The organism is Microcoleus sp. T3_B1 (assembly GCF_036700445.1).
In the GTDB taxonomy this organism is placed as follows: domain Bacteria; phylum Cyanobacteriota; class Cyanobacteriia; order Cyanobacteriales; family Microcoleaceae; genus Microcoleus.
The window spans coordinates 1-19584 of the sequence record NZ_JAUBOX010000112.1 but is presented as its reverse complement, the minus strand read 5'-3'; the positions used below and the strand labels follow the sequence as shown (position 1 = coordinate 19584).

Annotated in this window: 23 protein-coding genes and 1 pseudogene; 19 read left to right on the top strand and 5 right to left on the bottom strand. The window is 45.9% G+C overall.

Going from position 1 to position 19584, the window contains the following annotated elements; all coding sequences use genetic code 11:
* The first annotated feature begins 150 nt into the window (after positions 1-150).
* On the top strand, positions 151-444 hold the full coding sequence (locus QT990_RS32850) for a TRADD-N-associated membrane domain-containing protein (RefSeq protein WP_333142214.1): 294 nt from the start codon (positions 151-153) through the stop codon (positions 442-444).
* A gap of 111 nt (positions 445-555) precedes the next feature.
* On the opposite strand, the gene QT990_RS32845 is transcribed toward QT990_RS32850, so the two are convergent.
* A complete protein-coding gene (locus QT990_RS32845) occupies positions 556-1518 on the bottom strand; it encodes a glycosyltransferase family 9 protein (protein WP_333142227.1) in 963 nt (320 codons plus the stop codon).
* A gap of 172 nt (positions 1519-1690) precedes the next feature.
* On the opposite strand from QT990_RS32845, the gene ispD reads away from it, so the two are divergent.
* Positions 1691-2377: a 2-C-methyl-D-erythritol 4-phosphate cytidylyltransferase gene (gene ispD / locus QT990_RS32840; RefSeq protein WP_333142213.1), complete on the top strand. Its 687-nt coding sequence runs from the start codon at positions 1691-1693 to the stop codon at positions 2375-2377.
* Positions 2378-2452: 75 nt separating this feature from the next.
* The gene (locus QT990_RS32835) at positions 2453-2785 is read left to right on the top strand and encodes a hypothetical protein (protein ID WP_333466259.1); all 333 of its coding nucleotides are present in this window, start codon (positions 2453-2455) and stop codon (positions 2783-2785) included.
* A gap of 243 nt (positions 2786-3028) precedes the next feature.
* On the opposite strand, the gene QT990_RS32830 is transcribed toward QT990_RS32835, so the two are convergent.
* Complete coding sequence (locus tag QT990_RS32830) at positions 3029-3961, bottom strand: LysR family transcriptional regulator (RefSeq protein WP_333466258.1); 933 nt, start codon at positions 3959-3961, stop codon at positions 3029-3031.
* A 297-nt stretch (positions 3962-4258) separates the two neighbouring features.
* Here QT990_RS32830 and QT990_RS32825 point away from each other — a divergent pair, with 297 nt between their 5' ends.
* The 7 genes from QT990_RS32825 to QT990_RS32795 all read left to right on the top strand — a co-directional run bounded on the left by QT990_RS32825 (position 4259) and on the right by QT990_RS32795 (position 7748).
* Entirely contained in the window at positions 4259-4516 is a 258-nt protein-coding gene (locus QT990_RS32825; RefSeq protein WP_333466257.1) for a hypothetical protein, read from the top strand.
* Between the two features lie 105 nt (positions 4517-4621).
* Entirely contained in the window at positions 4622-4888 is a 267-nt protein-coding gene (locus QT990_RS32820; protein WP_333102082.1) for a hypothetical protein, read from the top strand.
* Between the two features lie 236 nt (positions 4889-5124).
* A complete protein-coding gene (locus QT990_RS32815) occupies positions 5125-6144 on the top strand; it encodes a tetratricopeptide repeat protein (protein ID WP_333466256.1) in 1020 nt (339 codons plus the stop codon).
* A gap of 115 nt (positions 6145-6259) precedes the next feature.
* Positions 6260-6421, top strand: coding sequence for a hypothetical protein (locus QT990_RS32810; protein WP_333142207.1), 162 nt, complete (start codon positions 6260-6262; stop codon positions 6419-6421).
* A 104-nt stretch (positions 6422-6525) separates the two neighbouring features.
* On the top strand, positions 6526-6723 hold the full coding sequence (locus QT990_RS32805) for a hypothetical protein (RefSeq protein ID WP_333142206.1): 198 nt from the start codon (positions 6526-6528) through the stop codon (positions 6721-6723).
* Positions 6716-6970, top strand: coding sequence for a YgiT-type zinc finger protein (locus QT990_RS32800; protein ID WP_333287163.1), 255 nt, complete (start codon positions 6716-6718; stop codon positions 6968-6970). Before QT990_RS32805 ends, QT990_RS32800 begins: the two co-directional genes overlap by 8 nt.
* A gap of 268 nt (positions 6971-7238) precedes the next feature.
* Complete coding sequence (locus tag QT990_RS32795; protein ID WP_333142205.1) at positions 7239-7748, top strand: N-acetyltransferase; 510 nt, start codon at positions 7239-7241, stop codon at positions 7746-7748.
* Between the two features lie 342 nt (positions 7749-8090).
* Here QT990_RS32795 and QT990_RS32790 read toward each other — a convergent pair whose 3' ends face one another.
* On the bottom strand, positions 8091-9668 hold the full coding sequence (locus QT990_RS32790; protein ID WP_333466255.1) for an adenylate/guanylate cyclase domain-containing protein: 1578 nt from the start codon (positions 9666-9668) through the stop codon (positions 8091-8093).
* 89 nt (positions 9669-9757) lie between these two features.
* Here QT990_RS32790 and QT990_RS32785 point away from each other — a divergent pair, with 89 nt between their 5' ends.
* From QT990_RS32785 to QT990_RS32745, 9 genes are all read left to right on the top strand, one after another.
* Positions 9758-10018 carry a hypothetical protein gene (locus QT990_RS32785; protein WP_333142203.1) on the top strand — a complete coding sequence of 87 codons (261 nt, stop codon included), beginning with the start codon at positions 9758-9760 and terminating at the stop codon, positions 10016-10018.
* A gap of 425 nt (positions 10019-10443) precedes the next feature.
* Entirely contained in the window at positions 10444-11274 is an 831-nt protein-coding gene (locus QT990_RS32780) for a prepilin peptidase (RefSeq protein ID WP_333142202.1), read from the top strand.
* A 61-nt stretch (positions 11275-11335) separates the two neighbouring features.
* Entirely contained in the window at positions 11336-11551 is a 216-nt protein-coding gene (locus tag QT990_RS32775; protein WP_333102041.1) for a hypothetical protein, read from the top strand.
* Between the two features lie 174 nt (positions 11552-11725).
* Positions 11726-12676, top strand: a complete 951-nt coding sequence (gene accD, locus QT990_RS32770; RefSeq protein ID WP_333142201.1) for an acetyl-CoA carboxylase, carboxyltransferase subunit beta — start codon at positions 11726-11728, stop codon at positions 12674-12676.
* 381 nt (positions 12677-13057) lie between these two features.
* Complete coding sequence (locus tag QT990_RS32765; RefSeq protein ID WP_333058460.1) at positions 13058-13249, top strand: translation initiation factor IF-2; 192 nt, start codon at positions 13058-13060, stop codon at positions 13247-13249.
* Between the two features lie 244 nt (positions 13250-13493).
* Complete coding sequence (gene psbV, locus QT990_RS32760) at positions 13494-13982, top strand: photosystem II cytochrome c-550 (RefSeq protein WP_333058459.1); 489 nt, start codon at positions 13494-13496, stop codon at positions 13980-13982.
* Between the two features lie 154 nt (positions 13983-14136).
* Entirely contained in the window at positions 14137-14637 is a 501-nt protein-coding gene (gene psbV2, locus QT990_RS32755) for a photosystem II cytochrome PsbV2 (protein WP_333058458.1), read from the top strand.
* A 602-nt stretch (positions 14638-15239) separates the two neighbouring features.
* The gene (gene petJ / locus QT990_RS32750; RefSeq protein WP_333466254.1) at positions 15240-15578 is read left to right on the top strand and encodes a cytochrome c6 PetJ; all 339 of its coding nucleotides are present in this window, start codon (positions 15240-15242) and stop codon (positions 15576-15578) included.
* A gap of 436 nt (positions 15579-16014) precedes the next feature.
* Entirely contained in the window at positions 16015-17034 is a 1020-nt protein-coding gene (locus QT990_RS32745; RefSeq protein WP_333466253.1) for a CHAD domain-containing protein, read from the top strand.
* Positions 17035-17624: 590 nt separating this feature from the next.
* Here QT990_RS32745 and QT990_RS32740 read toward each other — a convergent pair.
* Both QT990_RS32740 and QT990_RS32735 read right to left on the bottom strand, forming a co-directional pair.
* Positions 17625-19220, bottom strand: coding sequence for an IS1182 family transposase (locus QT990_RS32740; RefSeq protein WP_333466252.1), 1596 nt, complete (start codon positions 19218-19220; stop codon positions 17625-17627).
* A gap of 133 nt (positions 19221-19353) precedes the next feature.
* Positions 19354-19584 (bottom strand): annotated as a pseudogene (locus tag QT990_RS32735) (IS4 family transposase); the annotation flags it as partial.

The window sequence follows — 19584 nt, the reverse complement described above, 5'->3', positions numbered from 1 at the left end:
AATTAATAATTAAATGGGGTCGCAAAATCAAAAATAAGGGTAATGATTGTATCACAGTTTAAATGTGCAACAGCTTAGACTCTCGCTGTTTGCTTCGGTAGAGTAATTGTAGAAACAAGAACTTATCAGTATTTAGGAGAGGAAACAGTTATGAATTTTAACTTATTCGGAAACTCGCAACCCGATGAAGATTATAGCGAAATTAAGAAAGAAATGCTGCGAGAATCATTGCGGCAAGTTCGCCAAAGCTACAATCTTGCCCTTTTTGTCACCGCCGCATCGGCAATGGTTACTTTCGGAGGGATCGGACTTCTATTTTGTGAGAAAATCTCAGAGGCTACTCTCACTGCTTCGGGCGGATTGTTGACAAGTTTGGGCAGCATTGAGTTTGCCAAGCAAAAGAAGAAGGAATTGCAGCAGATGATGGATGATTTGGAAGACTAACATCGAGTTTTAGCTTCCCGACTTCTTTCCTCGTCCCCCGGCCGGGCCTGGAAAGCAGCTAAATTGTAGGGGACACGGCACTGCCGTGTCCTGACTTAGATATCCTAGTTTTTAGCCGCCCCAAACCTTCTTCAAAACATCTTGAGGAGAGATGTCTGCCATTTTGCCAGTAGGAGATTTAATGCCCAAAAATCGATCGCTCTTTGGCAACAATTTCGCCGGTTCAGTCGGGCCGAACAAAGCTATTGTATAAGTTTGAACCGCCACAGCTAAGTGCATCGGCGCACTGTCAGTACATATCATCAAATTAGCAGCAGCAATAGTGGCAGCCAACTTGCCGACATCATCCGGCGAGATAACTTTTACATTCGGACATGACTCGACTAACTTTGTCACGAAGTCTGCATCTTCTGGACCTTTCACAACAACAACAGGCAAATTCGGCTGCCGCTGCTGACAATCTTCAATTATTTGCTTCCAGTTGTCTGTAGGGTAAATTTTGTCAATACCTTTAGACACAGCTAATTGACTCGAACCGCCGTGAATTAGAATGTAGCCGCTTTCTTTTACGCCCAACCGCTGCTGTTCGGCTTCCGCCCACTGAATGTCCTGTTTTGGTACATTAATTGCCAGTGGCGGACAAGGATTTGTAATGTTAAATCCTTGCAGCAAATCATGGTACATTGAAGCGGCGTACTGTTCAGTTTTCAGCGGTACAGCAGCAGTGAGAAATCGAGCGCCGTTGGTTCCCGAATAGCCAACTCTCTGCGGAATGCCGGTCAGCCACAGCAGCAGCCCTACAGTCCACCGCTGGCCGAGGGAAATAACTGCTTCGTATTCGCGATCGCGAATTACGCCCAGTAAATTGCCCAAATCTGCCATAGCGTTGCGGTCTTTGAAATTGTACGTCAAGACTTCTTTGACGGATTTGCAGACTCGGTAAGCACCCTTTGCCCTCGGTTCCACGATGACATCAATTTGCGCGTCGGGATAAGACTGCTTGAGGTCATCAAGAGTGGGGAAAAATAAAATTTGGTCGCCAATCCCGCCAGGGACAAGTGCTAGTATTCGCATCATAAACGATCGGGCTATTATTGATCGAGGTAGCTCTCAGAGATCGGCTCTCAACTATCAGCTTATAGTATTTCTAGACCTTAAAATCTACTGGCTGACAGCTAAACAACTGACTCAAAAGTACAGGACGCTCTTATTATATATATCTAGTTGGGTTAAAAACGGTTAGTAAATGCACTTATTAATTCCTGCAGCGGGTTCGGGGCGACGGATGGGGAGTCAGCGGAACAAACTGCTGCTGACTTTGCTCTCTAAACCTTTGCTGAGTTGGACTTTGGCTGCGGCTGAAGCTTCGCAGCACATTAGCTGGATTGGCATCATGGGCCAGCCAGACGATTTTCCTGATTTTCAAGCAATTCTGAGCGATTTATCTTTGGTTATGCCCGTGGAACTGATTCAAGGAGGCGCCACCAGGCAAGAGTCAGTTTACAACGGTTTGCAAGCTTTGCCGCCCAATGCCGATCGAGTGTTGATTCACGACGGCGCGAGGTGTTTGGCAACTGCTGAATTGTTCGATCGATCGGCAGAGGCCCTCTTGACCTGTCCGGGCTTGATTGTCGCCGTCCCGGTCAAGGATACGATTAAGGTCGTAGATGAGCGTCGGATCGTGCGAGACACCCCAGACAGAAGCAATTTGTGGGCTGCCCAGACTCCCCAAGGATTTGAAGTGAAATTGTTAAAGCAGTGTCACGAAGAAGGGCGACAAAAAGGTTGGGAAGTTACCGACGATGCGGCTTTGTTTGAAAAATGCGGTTTACCAGTGCAAATTGTGGAGGGAGAAGAGACGAATTTGAAAGTCACAACACCCGTTGACATGGCGTTAGCGGAATTTATTTTGCGGCAGAGATACGGGGAATAATTTTGAATTGTGTAAGGGGAATGCGACTCAGCTATGTTGTCGTCATTAGGAGAAAATCTGTAATACAAGTGGAGGATGAAAGCAATGGAATATAGCGGTACATGGCGGATCGCAGAGATGGCAATGTGGGATAGTGATTATTTGGACATGGAAGTTGAAGCCTATATCGAGATTGATGAAGCAGGTTCAGGAGAATTTCAATTCGGTTTAGTATCAGGTGAAATTGACGGCGAAGTCGTAAAAGATGGAAAGGATCAGCGATTTGAGTTTACATGGGACGGTAATGATGAGAACGATCCTGCATCTGGTAGCGGTTGGCTCAAATTACAGGATAAAAACTCGGTAGATGGTCGAATCAAATTCCACCAAGGCGACAGTTCTAGTCTTGTTGCAAAACGCATGAAATAGGCAATCAGCGATCGTACTATTTTATGCCTTTTTCTTAACCGCAGATGAACGCAGATAAACGCAGATTAAATCTCATCCGCGTTCATCTGCTGATATCTGCGGTAACAAAATCCCAATCTAAGGATCGCGAATTAAATAACTTACAATTTTAATTGTTATTGTGGGATGGGCGTCCCACAAACTTGTGGAAGTTATTTAATTCTCATTCCTAACCAATAACCAATAACAACTGACTTAAGTTTATCATGAAGGATTAATCGGAAAATCGCCCTCACTATCAACCTGTGCGGCACTTTTAACTAAATCCAAAAACGCAAACACGGCCGGAATCAACAACCCATCCCTCAAAACAGCCACCCCAATTACCCTTTCAAAATCCGCAGGTAAACTGCAAACTTTCACCGAAAGAGGTATCGGTTCCGCAGCCAAACGCGGCAGAATTGCTGCACCCAAACCTTGCATCACCATACTGACAATAGTTGAATCTTCGCTGAGTTCGTAAGCGATATTTAAGGGAAACCCCGAAGTTGTCAAATATTTTCGCAGCGGTACAGAACAAGCATTTTCCACCGGCTGCAAAATCAACGGATAAGCCGCTAATTCTTTCCAGGTAATCTTAGCACTTGACAATTTGGCAGTTGGTGGCAGCAACACAACATATTTATCCCGCAAAATTTCTCTAGTTTCAAATTCATCCGAGATGGGAAGAGAGACAAAACCGATGTCTGCTTTGCCCGATCGCAAAGCCTCTTCCACAGCTTGGGTATAATAAACTTCGGCAATGCTGACCGTAATTTTGGGAAAGCAACTGCGAAATTTAGCAATAATACCCGGTAGGATATGAGTTGCGACACTCCGAAAAGTAACTATCCGTACCTGGCCTCCCTGCAAACCTTTTTCTAAATCCGCTTCTTTGACCATCATTTCTAAGGCGCAGGCTATTTGACGCCCGTGACTCACTACCCTTTCCCCCACCGGCGTCAGTTGAGCACCGTGTCGCCCCCGGTGGAACAGTTGCACTCCTAATTCTGTTTCTAAAGAGGCGATGGCGTGGCTGACGGCGGATTGGGACAGTTCCAATTGCAAAGCCGCCTCGCTAAAGTTTTCACAGTCTGCTACAGCTATCAAAGCTTGAATCTGAGAGAGTTTCATCCGCCGCGTATTGATTTCGTTCATAGCGTTTGTGCCAGTAGTACCCAAATTGTCACAAGGGCTTCGATATATCGATTTTATTCATACAACCTATGCAAGCAATGCTTTGATTGTCAATTGCCCTAGAGTTAAGGTTAATTTATCAGGTAACAGATAGACTTTTACAGGACTTGCACGATAACCATATTGTGCTGTAATTGCGATGACGTTATTGCAGCTAAAAGCTATTTTTTGTAATTTTTTTGGTGCAATCTTTGTAGGAGTTATCACTTTAAGGTGTTGGCTATGTCTACTTACAACAGTCGGATAAACCCCCGAATAATGATGTTTTTTTTGATAGCCGATCGAGCTAAACCATCCGAAAAACATAAAGGGCTATCTCTCTTTTCAGCTATAAAAAAAATTGGGCAGTTTTTGCTCTACCTCATTTCTAGTGAGGACGAACTGAGAATTTGGCAGACGTGCGATCGCTATGGTAACACTTGGTGGCACGGTTGCGATCGGGCAACTGGTCGTTCTACCTGCGTGGCGACGGATGATGAAATGCGCGCTTGGCTCGATCGGCGTTATTGCCAATAGTAGTGTGTGGGTTGCGTGGAAATGAAGTGAAATACAGTCCTCGATTAGCAATTACCAATTAGCAATTACCAATTAGCAATTACCAATTACCAAGTAGGAGATGCTATGCTTCAAATATCTTCCGAATGTGCAGCGCCAGATCGCATTATTCTGATGGAAAACGAGGTATACAGATTGCCTCAAACTCATCGAGAAATTCAAGTTTTGTCAGGAATTGCTTGGATCACGGTTGACCAACAGGACATCATCTTGCAAAGCCCTGAAAAAGCATCGCTTCCACCCAGCAAAAACTTTGCTGTCATATCCGCTCTCAACAATATGCCGCTGATTATGGCAGTCTGGCAAGACAAAAACCCAGTCATGGGATTTTAGATTTTAGATTTTAGATTTTGGATTGAAGAATTGGGAATGACTGATTGTGTATGGGTTTGAAGCACGGGTCTACAGTTGCCTTCTTTTTTGAAACAGGCATCTGAACCTAGAGATTGAGAAAAAATTTGGCAGGAACACCCCAAAAAGCTCTATCTTAATAGTTATCACTTAGCTATTGGAGGACTCGATCGGTGCACTGCCGCTCTTATCACTTCAGCTATCTCGCAGCTATAAGTATGGTGTTATCGCCCGCACTCAGCTTGCTGGCAATTTCAGACGCCCGGGCTTATGCCCCAATTATAACTGCGAGGCTCGCCCAAGCGATCGATCTCGCTCAGGCAACTGACCCCAAAACGCAAGCAGACGAACTCTTTGAAACAGGAGTAAAACAGCACCGCGAGGGTTTGTTTCGAGAAGCAATTCAGAGTTTTGAGCAAGTTTTGGCAATTCGCAAGCAACTAGGCGACCAAGCGGGAATCGGAGAAACCCTCAACAATATGGGGGAAGTTTATGGCGAAATGGGTTTGAGGCCCAAAGCTTTGGAAGTTCTGCAGCAAGCTTTAGTCATTCACCGAGAAATCAGCGGAGGGCGTCGTACCGCGCGCACTCTCAATCTCATAGGTTTCGTCAACCGGATTGGGGACAATTTTTCCGAAGCGATGAAACTGCACCAACAAGCTTTGGAACTTGCCAAAACTACCGACGACCAAATTGAAATTGGAGAATCCCTCCACAACATCGCGGCCGTGTACGCAGAACAGGTCAATTACGCCAAGGCGATCGAATTTTACCAGCAAGCGCGGACGATTCGCACGGCCGCCGGCGATCGGCGCGATTTAGGTCGTACCCTCAATAACATGGGCGGCGTCTACTACAACATCGGCGACTTTAATAGAGCGATGGAATTTTACCATCAAGCTTTAGCAATTCGCCGGGAAATCGGAGACAGGGCTGGCGTCGGCCGCCTCCTCAACAACATGGCACTTACCTCCCGCAAACTCGGCAAAGATACTCAAGCGCTGATCTATTTTCAGCAAGCAATACCGATGTTAGAATCTATCGGTGACAAGACAAGTATCGGACGCTTGCTCAACAATATGGGCGCAATTCATGAAAGTCTCGGTCAAAATGCTCAAGCTCTAGAATCCTACGAGGGAGCTTTAAAAATTGCCCGCGAGGGCGGCGACAAAGCCGGAGAAACTACAGCGATGGAGGGCATTAAGCGATTGTCTTCCGGTCAGCTTGTACCGCAATAAGAGTAGTTAGTAAGTCGGGTCGAAGGAAGTAAAACCAGATATTTAAGGAATTGAAAATGATAGATTTTTGAACAATAACTTGCTATGATTGCCTGGATGTAACATTAATCAGCCAGTGCCTCGCAACGATATTGACCGTATCAGAGAGAAAATTCGCCTCCGCCAGTACGATATGTCAGCCCACGCAATGGAAGAAATGGCTGAGGACTTGCTGACTATCCTGGATGTAGAAGAGGCGGTTCTGAGCGGTCAAGCGATTTTAGATTTTAGATTTTAGATTTTAGATTAAAGAATTGAAGCATTGACCCCACGGATAAATTCGGGGGGCAAGTTTCATCGGATACAGGTTTTTTATTTCTGGGTTCTGAGTCTGCTTTCGGAATGAATCACGTGGCGGGTATCCTGGATGCTTTGGGTCAGATTATCCGGGTTGAAAAAGACGACCCCAGAGGTACAAAATATGTAGTAGTGGGGACTGCACTGGATCGACAAACACCTGTTGGAGTGGTTGGACGTTTCGCTAGTAACGGACGTTATCTAATCATCACGGTTTATGAAGTCACTCAACTTAATGGCTAATCGTATGTATAAATACAGATGTGAGTATTGCGAAGGAACCGTTCAACCCCGCACTGTCAAGCGCGAGGCATTCAAACATAAAAATGGATTTGTCATTCTTGAAGATGTGACCATCGGTGTTTGCGATAACTGCGGCAATCGATACTATTCAGCCGATATTCTTCATGCGGTTCATGCCGTTGCAACTGGAGCGAGATTGCCTGAAAGAACCGAACAAATTCCGGTTACTCATTTAGAATCAGCATAACCAGTGGAGCGCTTTAATTGCATTAAAACGCTGTGACGATAAAGGAGACTGTCCGGGGGTTAAGATTGGAAGCGATCGATCGACTTTGGCGACGATTTGGCATTTATCTGCAAGTCGTTGTATAATGGCTTGCCAAAAATATATAACTCAAAAAGAGGAAAAAGGCTTCAGGGGCGCTATAATTTGATTGAGATCGCTATCGAAAGATAGAAACAATTTCTGTAGTAATTTGTCCGCCAGAGCGGCCGCACAACCATTAATCTAAGCTATGGATATCCGTACCGAAAAGCCAGAAGAGGTAGAAGCTGTTCGCAACATTAATATTGCGGCATTCGGGCGAGAAAATGAGGCTAACTTAGTCGCTCGATTGCGGGGAATTGCATCTACATTTTCCTTCGTTGCGGTAGAATCCGATCGCATTGTCGGACACATTTTCTTCAGTCCGGTTGTCGTCGAAGGAAAATGTTCTAGGAATGTGTTGATTCAGGGGTTAGCGCCAGTCGCAGTTCTACCCAACTATCAGCGGCAAGGTATCGGAACGCTGCTGATTCGGGAAGGTTTAAAAGAGTGCGGACGATCGGGATTTCAAGCAGTAGTTGTGCTTGGTCATCCAGATTTTTATCCGCGTTTTGGGTTCATTCCTGCTAGTAGAAAGACCTTAAAATGTGAATATGATGTGCCCGATGAAGCGTTTATGGTATTGGAGTTAGAAAGTGGAGCTTTGCAGGATTGCAGCGGAACGGTGAAGTATCGATCGGAGTTTAGTCTCTGCGAGTGATAAGCTGCTACGCATTTAAATTGAATCCCGATACGGGCAGGATGCCCGTTCCACAATAATTGTAGAAAAATTGACTATCAAATTAGATGCACAACAGCTTATTAATTCCGCCCCTCATCGGAATTATTCATCTCTCTCTGATCTCCCTCTGCGTTCTCTGCGTTCTCTGCGGTTAAATCATTCCGATGCAACCGGAACTGATCTGACGAACTGGCGGTTTTTATTGTGAAGTATCGTAAAAAATTATAAAAATAACATTTAGTAGTCACAGTGGAAAATGGTTGTGCTGTACTTGCCTTTGTGAACCATAAAACCTGTACAACTATTGCCCAGCAAAGTTATTTAAACGCCCCCTTTTCCCTTCTCCCCTTTTGCACCTTGCAAAGCAAAAATCGGAGTTTGAGCAGATTTCCCCTTCAGAGAAACAGCTCCCAAAGCCTCGCAAATGAAGTTTAGCTCGATCGACTCAAACACCCTTTCAGCAATCAAAATTTGGTTTTCCCCCGCCTTGCTCATCAACCGAGCCGCCGTATTCACCGTATCGCCGAGGATATTAAACTCCCTGCGCCCTCGCGGTTCCCCAACCTCAGCAGCAAACACCGGCCCCAGGGATAGCCCAATTTGACAGCTTACTCCCACCTCTTCACCGCCGATAATTACTGGTGGCAAACCTGAAATGATATCTCGGATCGCAATCGCCGCACTAGCCGCGCGGCTGGCGTCATCCGTGTGAGCGTCGGGCACGCCAAAATAAATCAGCATATCCGAACCATCTAAGTGCGCCGTTACTTTTTGCAACACGCCCCCTTTAGCTGAGACTACAGCATCGATCGACGCAAACACCCGAGAAAAACTCACTACCAGATTGACTTCTTCCTCCGGCGAAGCTTTCTCCACAGACTCCGGTAAACCTATCAAGTTGACAAACATCACCGTCGGTTCAGGAAAATCCGGCGGAATTTTCCGCCTGTCTGCATTTTCCACCAGCAGTCTCAGGATCGTTTTGGGAATATAACTAGCAAGGGGTTCAAGCCGATTCACAGCTTCCCCGATTTCTTTTACCAAGCCCGCAACGCTGCGATCGAGCAATACCGAACTTGGCATCCGCCGCCGAGTCAAAGTGATATCATACTCTCCGAGTCGATCGTCCGTGAAATCGTCCGCCACCAAAAAATAACCCGGTTTGCCCGGTTCAAAACGAAATTGCTCTCCCACAGACTCTCTAGCAGTTTCAGTCACACACACCCGCCCCACAGTCCCACAACCCTCAGCTTGCTTGGCTTGCTGGACAGAATGCCCCAGCAGTACGTGAGCCATCCGCAGCGGCGTACCGATGTCAGCACTAATATAGCGGCCGCAGTGGATGCCCACCCGCATCCTCAAAGACAAAACACCCCGCGCCGTTTCAATATTGGCAAATTCAGCCATCGCCCGCTGCATCCGCAAACCAGCCCGCACCGCCCTGGCTGTATCCTCTTGGTAAACCCCTGACGGAAACTGCACCAGCATCGCATCTCCGGTAAACTCCAGCAAATCCCCGCCCGATTTGCTGACAATTTCAATCATCGAGGCAAAATAGTCGTTAATCACGCCCAGCAGGCTTTCAGCTCCCTTGCGCCCCTGGGTCGCGTTCGCTTCCAACAGCGAGGTAAACCCTGCCAAATCCGTGAACAGCAAAGTGCCTGTTTGCCACTGGTAGCGCACCTCGCCTGGGTTGGGCGGAGATTCGGACACGGGCCTGGGCACGTAGTCGTGGAGGATGTAGCGCAGAGTTCGCAGGTGATCGAAAACCCCCATTAGCGTTGCGGGGGACGGATCTACCCACGCAGCAGCGTACAGTTGAGCGGAAAGGAGCGATCGCAGCCGCAGTTCGATCGCAGCCAAGGGAGGATTGTAGGTTAATCTATTAATAATTTCCACCTAAGTTTATTCTTAAAAAATAGGGTAAGTTCTATCAATGTAGAGGCAACACCAATAGCTCGACTTTATACCATTATGATAAGTTTCCAGTGACTCCATACCAGCCAAACCCAGAACCCACGATAGAAACTTCCGAAAGTCACCGGTTGCTAGCTCCCGATTTGATCCGAGCTGCTCGATCGGCCTATGGTATGTATCTGAAAGTGCATTCCGAGCAGATGCAGCGTCCGGCGGGTGTAGTTGTCAGTCAAGGAAGCGATCGAGGTCAGTTAATTTTTGCTTCGCAGCCGATTTTATTGCCCGGTGAACGTTTTGTTACTTTTGACGAAATTGAATCTCAAATGTATTAATTAGTAATTGGGCATTGGGCATGGGGCATGGGGCATGGGGCATTGGGCATGGGGCATGGGGCATTGACAACTAATATTTATGTTGGCTCGATCGAGTGTCAAAAAATAGGTTTGTAGTGAGAACTTTAGTCCTAAGAATTTGACTTTTGACTAAAGTCCTTACTACAAACCTTATGGGTAATTGACCGAACACAATCTAACAATTAATAAATAACCACAGTCAATCGATTTTAGATTTTAGATTTTAGATTTTAGATTAAAGAATTGAAGATTGACCCCACGGATAAATTCGGGGGCTCCTTTATCGGATACAGGTTTTTTATTTCTGGACGGACGAATCCGGGGGCTTGTATCCTGGATGCTTTCGGTCAACAGTGAACAGTCAACAGTGAACAGTCAACAGTCAACAGTGAACAGTCAACTTAATGGAAATAATCTTTAATTCCCTTGTCATGGCGATCGTCTTTATTTTCGGAGCGGCTATTGGCAGCTTTCTAAATGTGGTAGTCTATCGGTTGCCTGCGGGTTTGTCGGTGATCCACCCTCCTTCTCGCTGTCCCAAATGTTTAAATCAACTCAGAAATTACGAAAATATACCCGTTTTCGGTTGGCTGTGGCTGCGGGGACGCTGCAATCACTGCCACAGTCGGATTTCGGCCCGCTATCCACTGGTGGAAGCAGCTACGGGTTTGCTGTTTTTGCTAATCTTCTGGCGGTTTGGCGTAACAGTCCAAACTCTTGGTTTTTGGGCTTTGTTTAGCTGGCTGTTGGCTTTGTCTTTGATTGATTGCGATACAATGACTTTGCCTAATTCTTTAACTCGATCGGGTTTGGTGCTCGGATTGGTTTTCCAAATGGCGAAAGGTTTGTGGCCGACATTTAGTTTGATCGACTCGGTAAACTATCTGGTACTCGATGGGATCGCCGGATCAGTTGTCGGGTTGTGGCTGTTTGACGCGATCGGACTTGCCGGGACGATCGGGCTGGGGCAGAATGCTATGGGCGCCGGAGATACCAAATTAGCCGCCTTGATGGGAGCTTGGCTGGGCTGGAAATACTTGCTGCTAGCGGGATTTATTGCTTGTGTCGCCGGGGCTTTTGTTGGTGGTGGGGCGATCGCTATCGGGTTGCTCGATCGGCGTCAACCCATGCCTTTCGGCCCGTTTCTGGCTCTAGGTACAGCAATTACTGCTCTGTGGGGCGAAGCGATCTTATCTAGTTACTGGCAGTTGTTTTTCCCGAATTTTAGTTTCTGATGTGCCCGTAGTCAGGCGCGATCGAACATAATATTGTCTCAAAAATTGGTAAAATTGTTCCGTGTCTTGGATTACACTTACAACTACTAGCTTTCGTTGGGAAGCGGAATTAATGCAGCAGCTCCTAGCTGCTCATGAAATCCCGGCCCGGATTGTAGACTTGGGCATAGCATCTTATTTCGGGGCTGGGAGTGCTACAGCCCTGCAAGTTCTTCCACAACACCAGCGAACAGCATGGCTCCTCATCAGTCCAGTTGAAGAGGACAATAGTCAGTAGTCAAGTCTGTTGTTATGGGTTATTGGTTATTAGTTATTAGTTATTAGTTATTGGTAGCAGCTAACAACTCACAAATAACAACAGCCAACAGTCAACAGTCAACAGTCAACAGTCAACAGTCAACAGTCAACAGTCAACAGTCAACAGTCAACAGTTAACAAATACCAAGTTTTAATGTCTCTATTTGATTGGTTTGCAAATCGACGAAAATCAGTACCGAACTCCCAAGAACGGCCGGAACGAGAAATTGCGGACGGACTTTGGAATAAATGCGAAGCTTGCGATGCCCTGAGTTATACCAAAGACCTGCGAGCAAATCAAATGGTTTGCTTGGAATGCGGGCATCATATCAGAGTTTACAGTGACGATCGCATCGAGCAATTGATCGATCCCAATACCTGGATGCCCCTTAACGAAGGACTGCACGCCACCGATCCCCTGAAATTTCGCGATCGAAAAAAATATAGCGATCGACTCCGAGAATTTCAAGAAAAAACAGGCCACCTAGACGCCGTAGAAACAGGCATCGGCAAACTAGAAAATTTGCCAGTCGCCCTCGGAGTCATGGAATTTCAGTTCATCGGCGGCAGCATGGGCTCAGTAGTCGGAGAAAAGCTAACTCGCCTCATCGAACACGCCACGCGGGAACGCTTGTCCGCGATCATTGTCTGCGCTTCCGGTGGTGCAAGAATGCAAGAAGGAATGCTCAGCTTGATGCAAATGGCTAAAATTTCCGGGGCTCTGGAACGCCACCGGGAAGCGAGACTGCTTTACATCCCGATTTTGACCCACCCGACCACCGGTGGCGTCACCGCCAGTTTTGCCATGCTGGGAGACATTATAATTGCAGAGCCAAAAGCTACTGTGGCCTTTACGGGCGGCCGGGTAATCGAACAAACTCTGCGGGAAAAGCTGCCGGAAAATTATCAAACTTCCGAATACTCCTTCGCCCACGGTTTTGTAGACTTGATTGTACCCCGGACTCAATTAAAGAAAACTCTCGGTCAGCTCATCAGCCTCCACCAGCAACAGCCTTTCTTGGCAGACTCGGAATTTCCCGCCCTCAATGGCAGCGATAGCCACGCTGTGTCCCCGCAGACTCACGCTTTCAAACTTTCTCCCTAAGCTGCTGCGCCGGAGGATTGTCTGTTGGTGAGTCCGGGGGAGAGACGAAAAATTTCTGAGGAATGGCTCAAAACCCGGTTTCGAGGAAAAATATTGAGTTTGGTAGCCAGATATTGACCCAGACACCGGGTTTTGAGTCCCGCCCGCGCAACTCCTATTGGTAATAACGACCCAGCAGTGGGATGATATTGATCGGAAGTTGATTGGCCCTGAAGTTAGGCTGGGCAAAAATGCCTAGTCGCAGTTAGCGGTTAGTTAGCTTGCGATCGAACAAACTAACAGAACAAACTAACAGAACAAGCTAACAGCGCTTTCTAAAATTGTCCGGTTTTCAGTTAATAGCCGTCAACTCAATTTTGACCTGTCAGCGACCTAAAAATTATGGGTTTTGCAGACCTGTCCATCGCAGAAATAGCAGAGGACTTCAACGTCCCTGTTGAAGAAGTGATCCGCTTGTGCGACGAGTTGGAAATTGCCTACAAGCACCCTCAAACCCGTTTGGCTTTGGAGGATGTTAAGGCAATTATGTCCACTCTCGAAAAAAGGCGCGACTCAAAACTTCTTGCAGATTAGATCGCAAAATTCCTCTACCTTTAAAGGTATGGCTGCACAAACTTTCGCCAGTTGTCGCAGAATCATGGAATTTTGAACAGAAATCTGTTTGCCAGCTAAGCTGTTGTGCATCTAATTTGACAGTCAATTTTTCTACAATTCTTGTGGGACGGGCATCCTGCCAGTCTCTGTATTCAATTTAGATGCGTAGCAGCTTATGATCTCTTAGCGTTCAATAATTTGCCGGATTTTTTTAAGGAGAACCATGCTTAAAAGATATTTCATTGCTCTGACCGCTGTATTCTTGAGCTTTCAGTTATTTGTCAGCAGTGCGATGGCTATCGAACTGAGTCCTGAACTTCGCACTCTGCCTTTGAATGACAAGGGTACTCCAGTGGTGCTGAGCCTCAAACAAGTTGAGCAAGGCAAACGCCTGTTCAATTCGGCTTGCGCTCAATGTCACGCTGCGGGCATGACCAAAACTGACCCGAACGTGAATTTGAGCCCGGAAACTCTGGCTTTGGCCAACCCGCCCCGGAATAATATTGAGTCGCTGGTGGACTTTATGAAAAATCCCACCACTTATGACGGGTTTGAGGAAATTTCGGAACTGCATCCGAGCATGAAGAGTGCGGATATTTTCGCTGAGATGAGAAATCTCTCGGATGACGATTTGTACGCGATTGCCGGTCACATTCTGTTGCAGCCAAAAATTGTCTCCAAGCAGTGGGCTGGTGGCAAAGGCGCTCGCTAATCGATTTTAGATTTTAGATTTTAGATTTTGGATTTTGGATTGGGAGAGGGCTGAAGTTCGGCAAGGATTGCTGGCTGGTCGTTTTTCGCTCTAAAATCTGAAATCTAAAATTTACCTCCTGCTCATTGATTATCGCAAAAGGTTGTAGTCCCTCATGCTGCGTCGTGGTGCTTTTGTCTGCTTTCTGTTGGGGATGTTAATTATTTTGCCACTCGTGCTGTTGGCTCCTCAACCTGTTTTGGCTGCTGCCGATTCTTATGTGAATAGGTATTTACAAGCCAGCGAACCTGTGGCTCTGGAGTTGGACTCTGAGGGACATACTCGCTTGTTTTCGGCGTTTGATTTGTCTGCGGGCAAGGTATTGTTCGAGCAAAATTGCCTGAATTGTCACGTCGGAGGAGCTAATTTGCCCGATCCGACGATATCTCTGTCTTTGGCTGACCTCAAGGGGGCAACCCCTCCCCGCAACAATATCAATAGTCTGGTGGCGTATCTGAGAGAACCGATGACTTATGACGGTACTGAGGAGACTTTTTGGTGCCGCCAAGTGCCGGAAAGCTGGATGCCACAGGCTGAGATTGAAAATTTAGCGGCTTTTGTGATCCGGGCTGCTCAGAAAGCTCCGGGCTGGGGCGTGGAGAATTTTGAGAGTTGAACTGCTACTGCCAAAAAGTGGTAAATTACTCGAAAGAAGGCGATGCAACTGAGCGATCGCGCCTGTTTTAACTAATTTGGCGTAAGTCCCACGCTGTAATTGTACTCAATTGGGCGTCGGGATATAAGCTTTCGCAACGTCTATGAAAAAGAGCGACAATTTACTGTTTCTCTAGCAAAAAAATGTGTAAGATATAAGTGGTTGCGACCCACCCACTCGACTGCAAACAACAGGCTACAGTAGCAGTAATATGCTTGGCCAAGGACAACTGCGAGAGAAAGGGGGAAAGAACAGACCGCTGGTTGGTAAGGCACGTCCCACCATAAAATACAATCCAAGTTTGTTGTACGAAAATAGTTTTTGCCTTGGGAAACAGGGCTTCTGCGTGGGTTCCCTACGAAGGGATAAAGGGTGTAAAAGCCCAGAAATGCTGTGTAAGACTCGGATCGTCTTCAGTGACGAATCTCTGTAATGAGATACCCAACAGAGCAACGGCAAACGAGACACGAAGCCTACACTGTAAAAAAGGTCAGTGCTAGGTATTTCACCAGGTAAAATATCTAAAGAATCACCCCTTGCGTGTCCATTAGAGGAGAACTGCGTTGAAAAGACTCTTATCGATCGCCCTGTTAGCGATCGCAATTTTTACCGTCGGCTTTGGTCGCCCTGCTTTGGCAGGTGATGCTGTTAAAGGAGCTAAAATCTTTAGCTCGAACTGTGCTGCTTGTCACATCGGTGGCGGCAACGTGGTTATGGCCATGAAAACCTTGAAAAAGACGGCTCTTGAGAAGTACGGCATGAATTCTCTCGAAGCTATTACCACTCAGGTAACTAAGGGCAAAAATGCTATGCCTGCTTTCGCCGGCCGCTTGAAGCCCGAACAAATCGAGGATGTAGCAACCTACGTGCTCCAACAATCTGAGAAAGACTGGAAAGGCTAAACTGCCTCTTTGAAGTCGGGAAGCCTGGGCGGGTTTGATTTAATTTAAAACTTGTCCTCCCGATCGCACCCTCTCTCACCCTTTGGCGAATAAACATCGGTTTGCAGCGATCTTAACCTATTTGGGAAAGCGCGCCAGAAATCCGATTTTTATTAGCTCAAGGGCGAGGGAGGGACATTTTATTTTAGATTTTAGATTTTAGATTTTGGATTGAAGAATTGAAGAATTGAAGAATTGAAGAATTGAAGATTTGAAGATTTGAAGATTTGAGATTGCTAAATGCTGACTTTGTATAAACTGTCAAGCACATAATATTAAGATTCATGTATGGAAGCCAGTCATAAATTGGGGTGGTGTGCTAGGATGTAAACCCTTTACTACCAAAGCCTTGAAATCCAAATTAAAGTTGATCGGGGATCTGGAATCTACACCTGCCATGAACGTAAAAACATCAGCAAAAGTTAAAACTCCAGTTAAAACTCTCGGAGACGCAGCATCTGGGGCGATTGAGAAATATTTCCGCAAAAGTGTAGCGCACGAGGCTGAAGTTATTAAAGACAAAGACGCGGAAGAACTTCATCAAATGCGCGTGGGATTGAGACGTTTGCGATCGGCTGTAACGGGTTTTGCTCCGGTTTTAGATTTGCCAAAAGAGGCTTCTGAAGGCAAAATTGGTAAGGTGGGGCGGATTCTGGGAACGCTCAGGGATTTGGATGTGATGCTCGAAAGTCTCCAAAACCGCTATTACCCGAATTTGCCGACTGACGAACAGGAAGTTTTGGATAAGGCTTTGTCGAATTTGCTCAAACAGCGCCACCGGGCTTTGAAAGGGGTGAGGGCGATTTTAGAGCACAAAAGCTACGAATCGCTGAAGCAGTCGATCGAGGATTGGCTGGAAAAACCGCAGTTTCAGGCGATCGAACATTTGCCAATTGCTGAGGTTTTGCCCGATTTACTGTTACCTCAAGTCAGCGAGTTTTTCCTACATCCGGCTTGGTTGCTGGGTACAAAATATGAAGATGGCAAAGTTAAAGTTGCTGATGATTTAAATGCTGAGGCTGTCGAAGAGAAGTTAGCAGCGGAGGGAACTATTCTGCACGATTTGCGGAAGCAAGCTAAGCGGGTTCGCTATTTGATGAATCTGTTTGGGAATTTTTACAGCGAGACTTACGAAGTTTATGTCGAAGATGTGAAAGCTATTCAGGAATGTTTGGGCGATATTCAAGACAGTGAAGTTTTAGGCGAGTTTTTGACAGATTTTGTCGATCGCGATCTGAAAAAAGAGTTGCCGAAGTTGGCTGGTTTGTTGGCCGAAAATCGCTACGCAGCTTGGCAAAAATGGCAGGTTTTGCAGCGCAGGTATTTGAGTTCGGAAATTCGGCAAGGTTTCCGATCTGCTTTAATTCATCCTGTGGTTGAAGATGCTGCTAACGGGGATTCGCCGCAGCAAAATTAGGGTTTTTGGGTACAAATGCAGCAGACGGCGGTTGAAACCGCGTCTACACAAACGATGTCCTTGCCTTGCGGACCCAAGAAGATAATGTATTTTAACGCCCGTTATTCAACCCGCTCTCTAGTGGGTGAGTGTCTGTATAGACGCGGTTTCAACCGCCCCGTCTTCTAAAGAAAGGGCGATCGACCTCAAAGATTATTCTTTCCAGCTGTCGGGGCGACAAGTCACCTATAACGCTGATAGAATAAGCCTCATAGCTCTTATGCCTTGTTGATAATTAGGTAGTTTATGTGGATACAAAGACATTAATTCAACAACAACCTGCCAATTACTAAACATCGAATCGACCCATGATTCACCCCAAAGTCCAATATAAAAAGTGCTATGACGTGCATATTTTCTGTGATTTTCTGTTTTTCTACTTAGATATTCTTGAACTTGCTTTGACTTAATTTCTATCCCTTGGATTATACTCTTCAAGTATGCTAGTGACAACAAAATTAATAATTTCCTCAATCGCTCACCGGTGAGATTAGTCCTTTCTAGGGCGTCGGTTCAGTATTAGGAGTTGACAAAAAAAGGACTTTATGAAATTAGCCAGTGCATGAGTTCGACTCTATGCCCAGTTTAATTGGCCGAACCCTATCCATTCGAGCAATGACATGAAGATTATGAACAACAGCGACTCGCCGTAGATCGAAAAGATTTTTCCGCTGCCCGATATAGCGAGCACGGTTCCCCTGCCAATGGCCAATATGAGCCAGAGAGTGTTCAACTGTAGTACGTTTTCTCAATTCTTGGCGACCAATAGCAGTGGATTGACGTGCTCGCAACTCTTGCATTAAGGCTTCATCAGGATGAATTGATACAGTCCGTCCTCTTTTACTATTTGTGCAACCAGACCTCAGAGGACAAATTGCACATTCATTCTGAGGAAAATGAACAGTTTTCCCCGGTTCAAATGGGATACTTACCTGATTGGGACAGCGAATTAAATGCGTATCCCAGTCAAGAAAAAAAGAATTTTTATCAAACCGTCCAGAATTTCTGACCGGCCACGCCTTGCAAAATATCTGTAATTTATCATCCCGTTGTGTCACCCAATGACTGGATAAATAAGCCCGGTCAATATGTAACTCGGCTAGGTGAATATTTTGAAATTTTAAGTCACGTTCTAGGTCAACTGTAGCAGCGGATTCTGGAGTATTGGCGCGTGTCAACGCAACCGCGCAAACTACACCACTCTCTAAATCTTTGAGGACGTGACGTTTATATCCATCTATTTTTTTAGAGCGGCTTTTACGCCCATGCCGCATATCGGGGTCTTCGATAGAAATGCGACGATCTTTGGCGACCCCTTGGCGGAGAGTCGGAACTCCTTGAGAGTCTAAAGTTACATTTTGGGATTCAATGACTCGGGCAACACACAAAGAATCTTCAGCCGCTTCAAAGTCATCACAATTAGCCTGGCTTTGCATCCATTCTTCTACGGAATTTAAGCTATTTAGGAGAATTAAGAGCGCATTTTGACGTTCTACTGGATCATCCCAGTTTAAATCTAAGGCCGTTTTTAAGCTGGAACTATTAACGATGGGTGCACCTGCTTCATGGGCAATTTCTGCTGGCTCCCTCCCCTGCACACCAGCTATCACACTCACCGCCTTACGCAAAGCATGACCCAATAGATTATATGTATCTTCGACTTTCCCGGCTCCCCATAACGGGGATGAATCTAAAGCCACTTTAAGTTGAGATGAGCCAAATCCACCTTTTTGTTTGGCAATTTCTACGGTGCGGTCAATTAAACGTTGGTCTAGTTCTTTTTTAATTAAGCCCTTTCTGAATCTCACCAAAGTGGCTTTGCTAAAAGGGGGAGTTTCACAATTGAGACAATCAAGAACTAACTGCCAACGTTGATCCATGAGCATTTCTTCAATTACTTCATCATCAGAAATGCCTAAGTAGGCTTGCAGAATAATTGCCAAGGCAATTTGTGCAGGAGGAATTGGGCTCTGACCCACTGTGCTGTCTTTAAAAATTGTAGCAAGTTCTTCTTGAAACTCATCATTAAATATGAATGAACGATTCAATCGAAGAAACGTGAATAACTTGGCTCGTTTAATGCGTTTGACGATCGACGCTTCAGCGTCTGAGAGTTCAACTGGAGGATGCCATAAGGGAGGACGCATAAGGTTTCTTCCTTCTTCCTGATTGTGAGAATTTAACAGGCTTCTCAATTCACATATCATTTCCCGTCTGTTTTGTCAACTCCTGATACTGAACCGACGCCCTAGGTTATATCCTCCACTCTTAAAGTCTCGCTCACATTTCTTCAATTCCAAATCTTTTTGCATAGGCATCAACTGCTGCTTGTATATCTGCCAAGCTGGTCAGAATATACCAAGGTTCTTCTGTAGTAATATTTCGATATTTGCCCAGCCACTTACCGGCTTTATTAAACCCCTTAATGGGTGCAGTTTTTCTAATTGTTACTTCTTGATTGAAAAAGCTATTTCCTGGCTCTAATCCTAGCAGTTTTAGTTCAGTCCATAA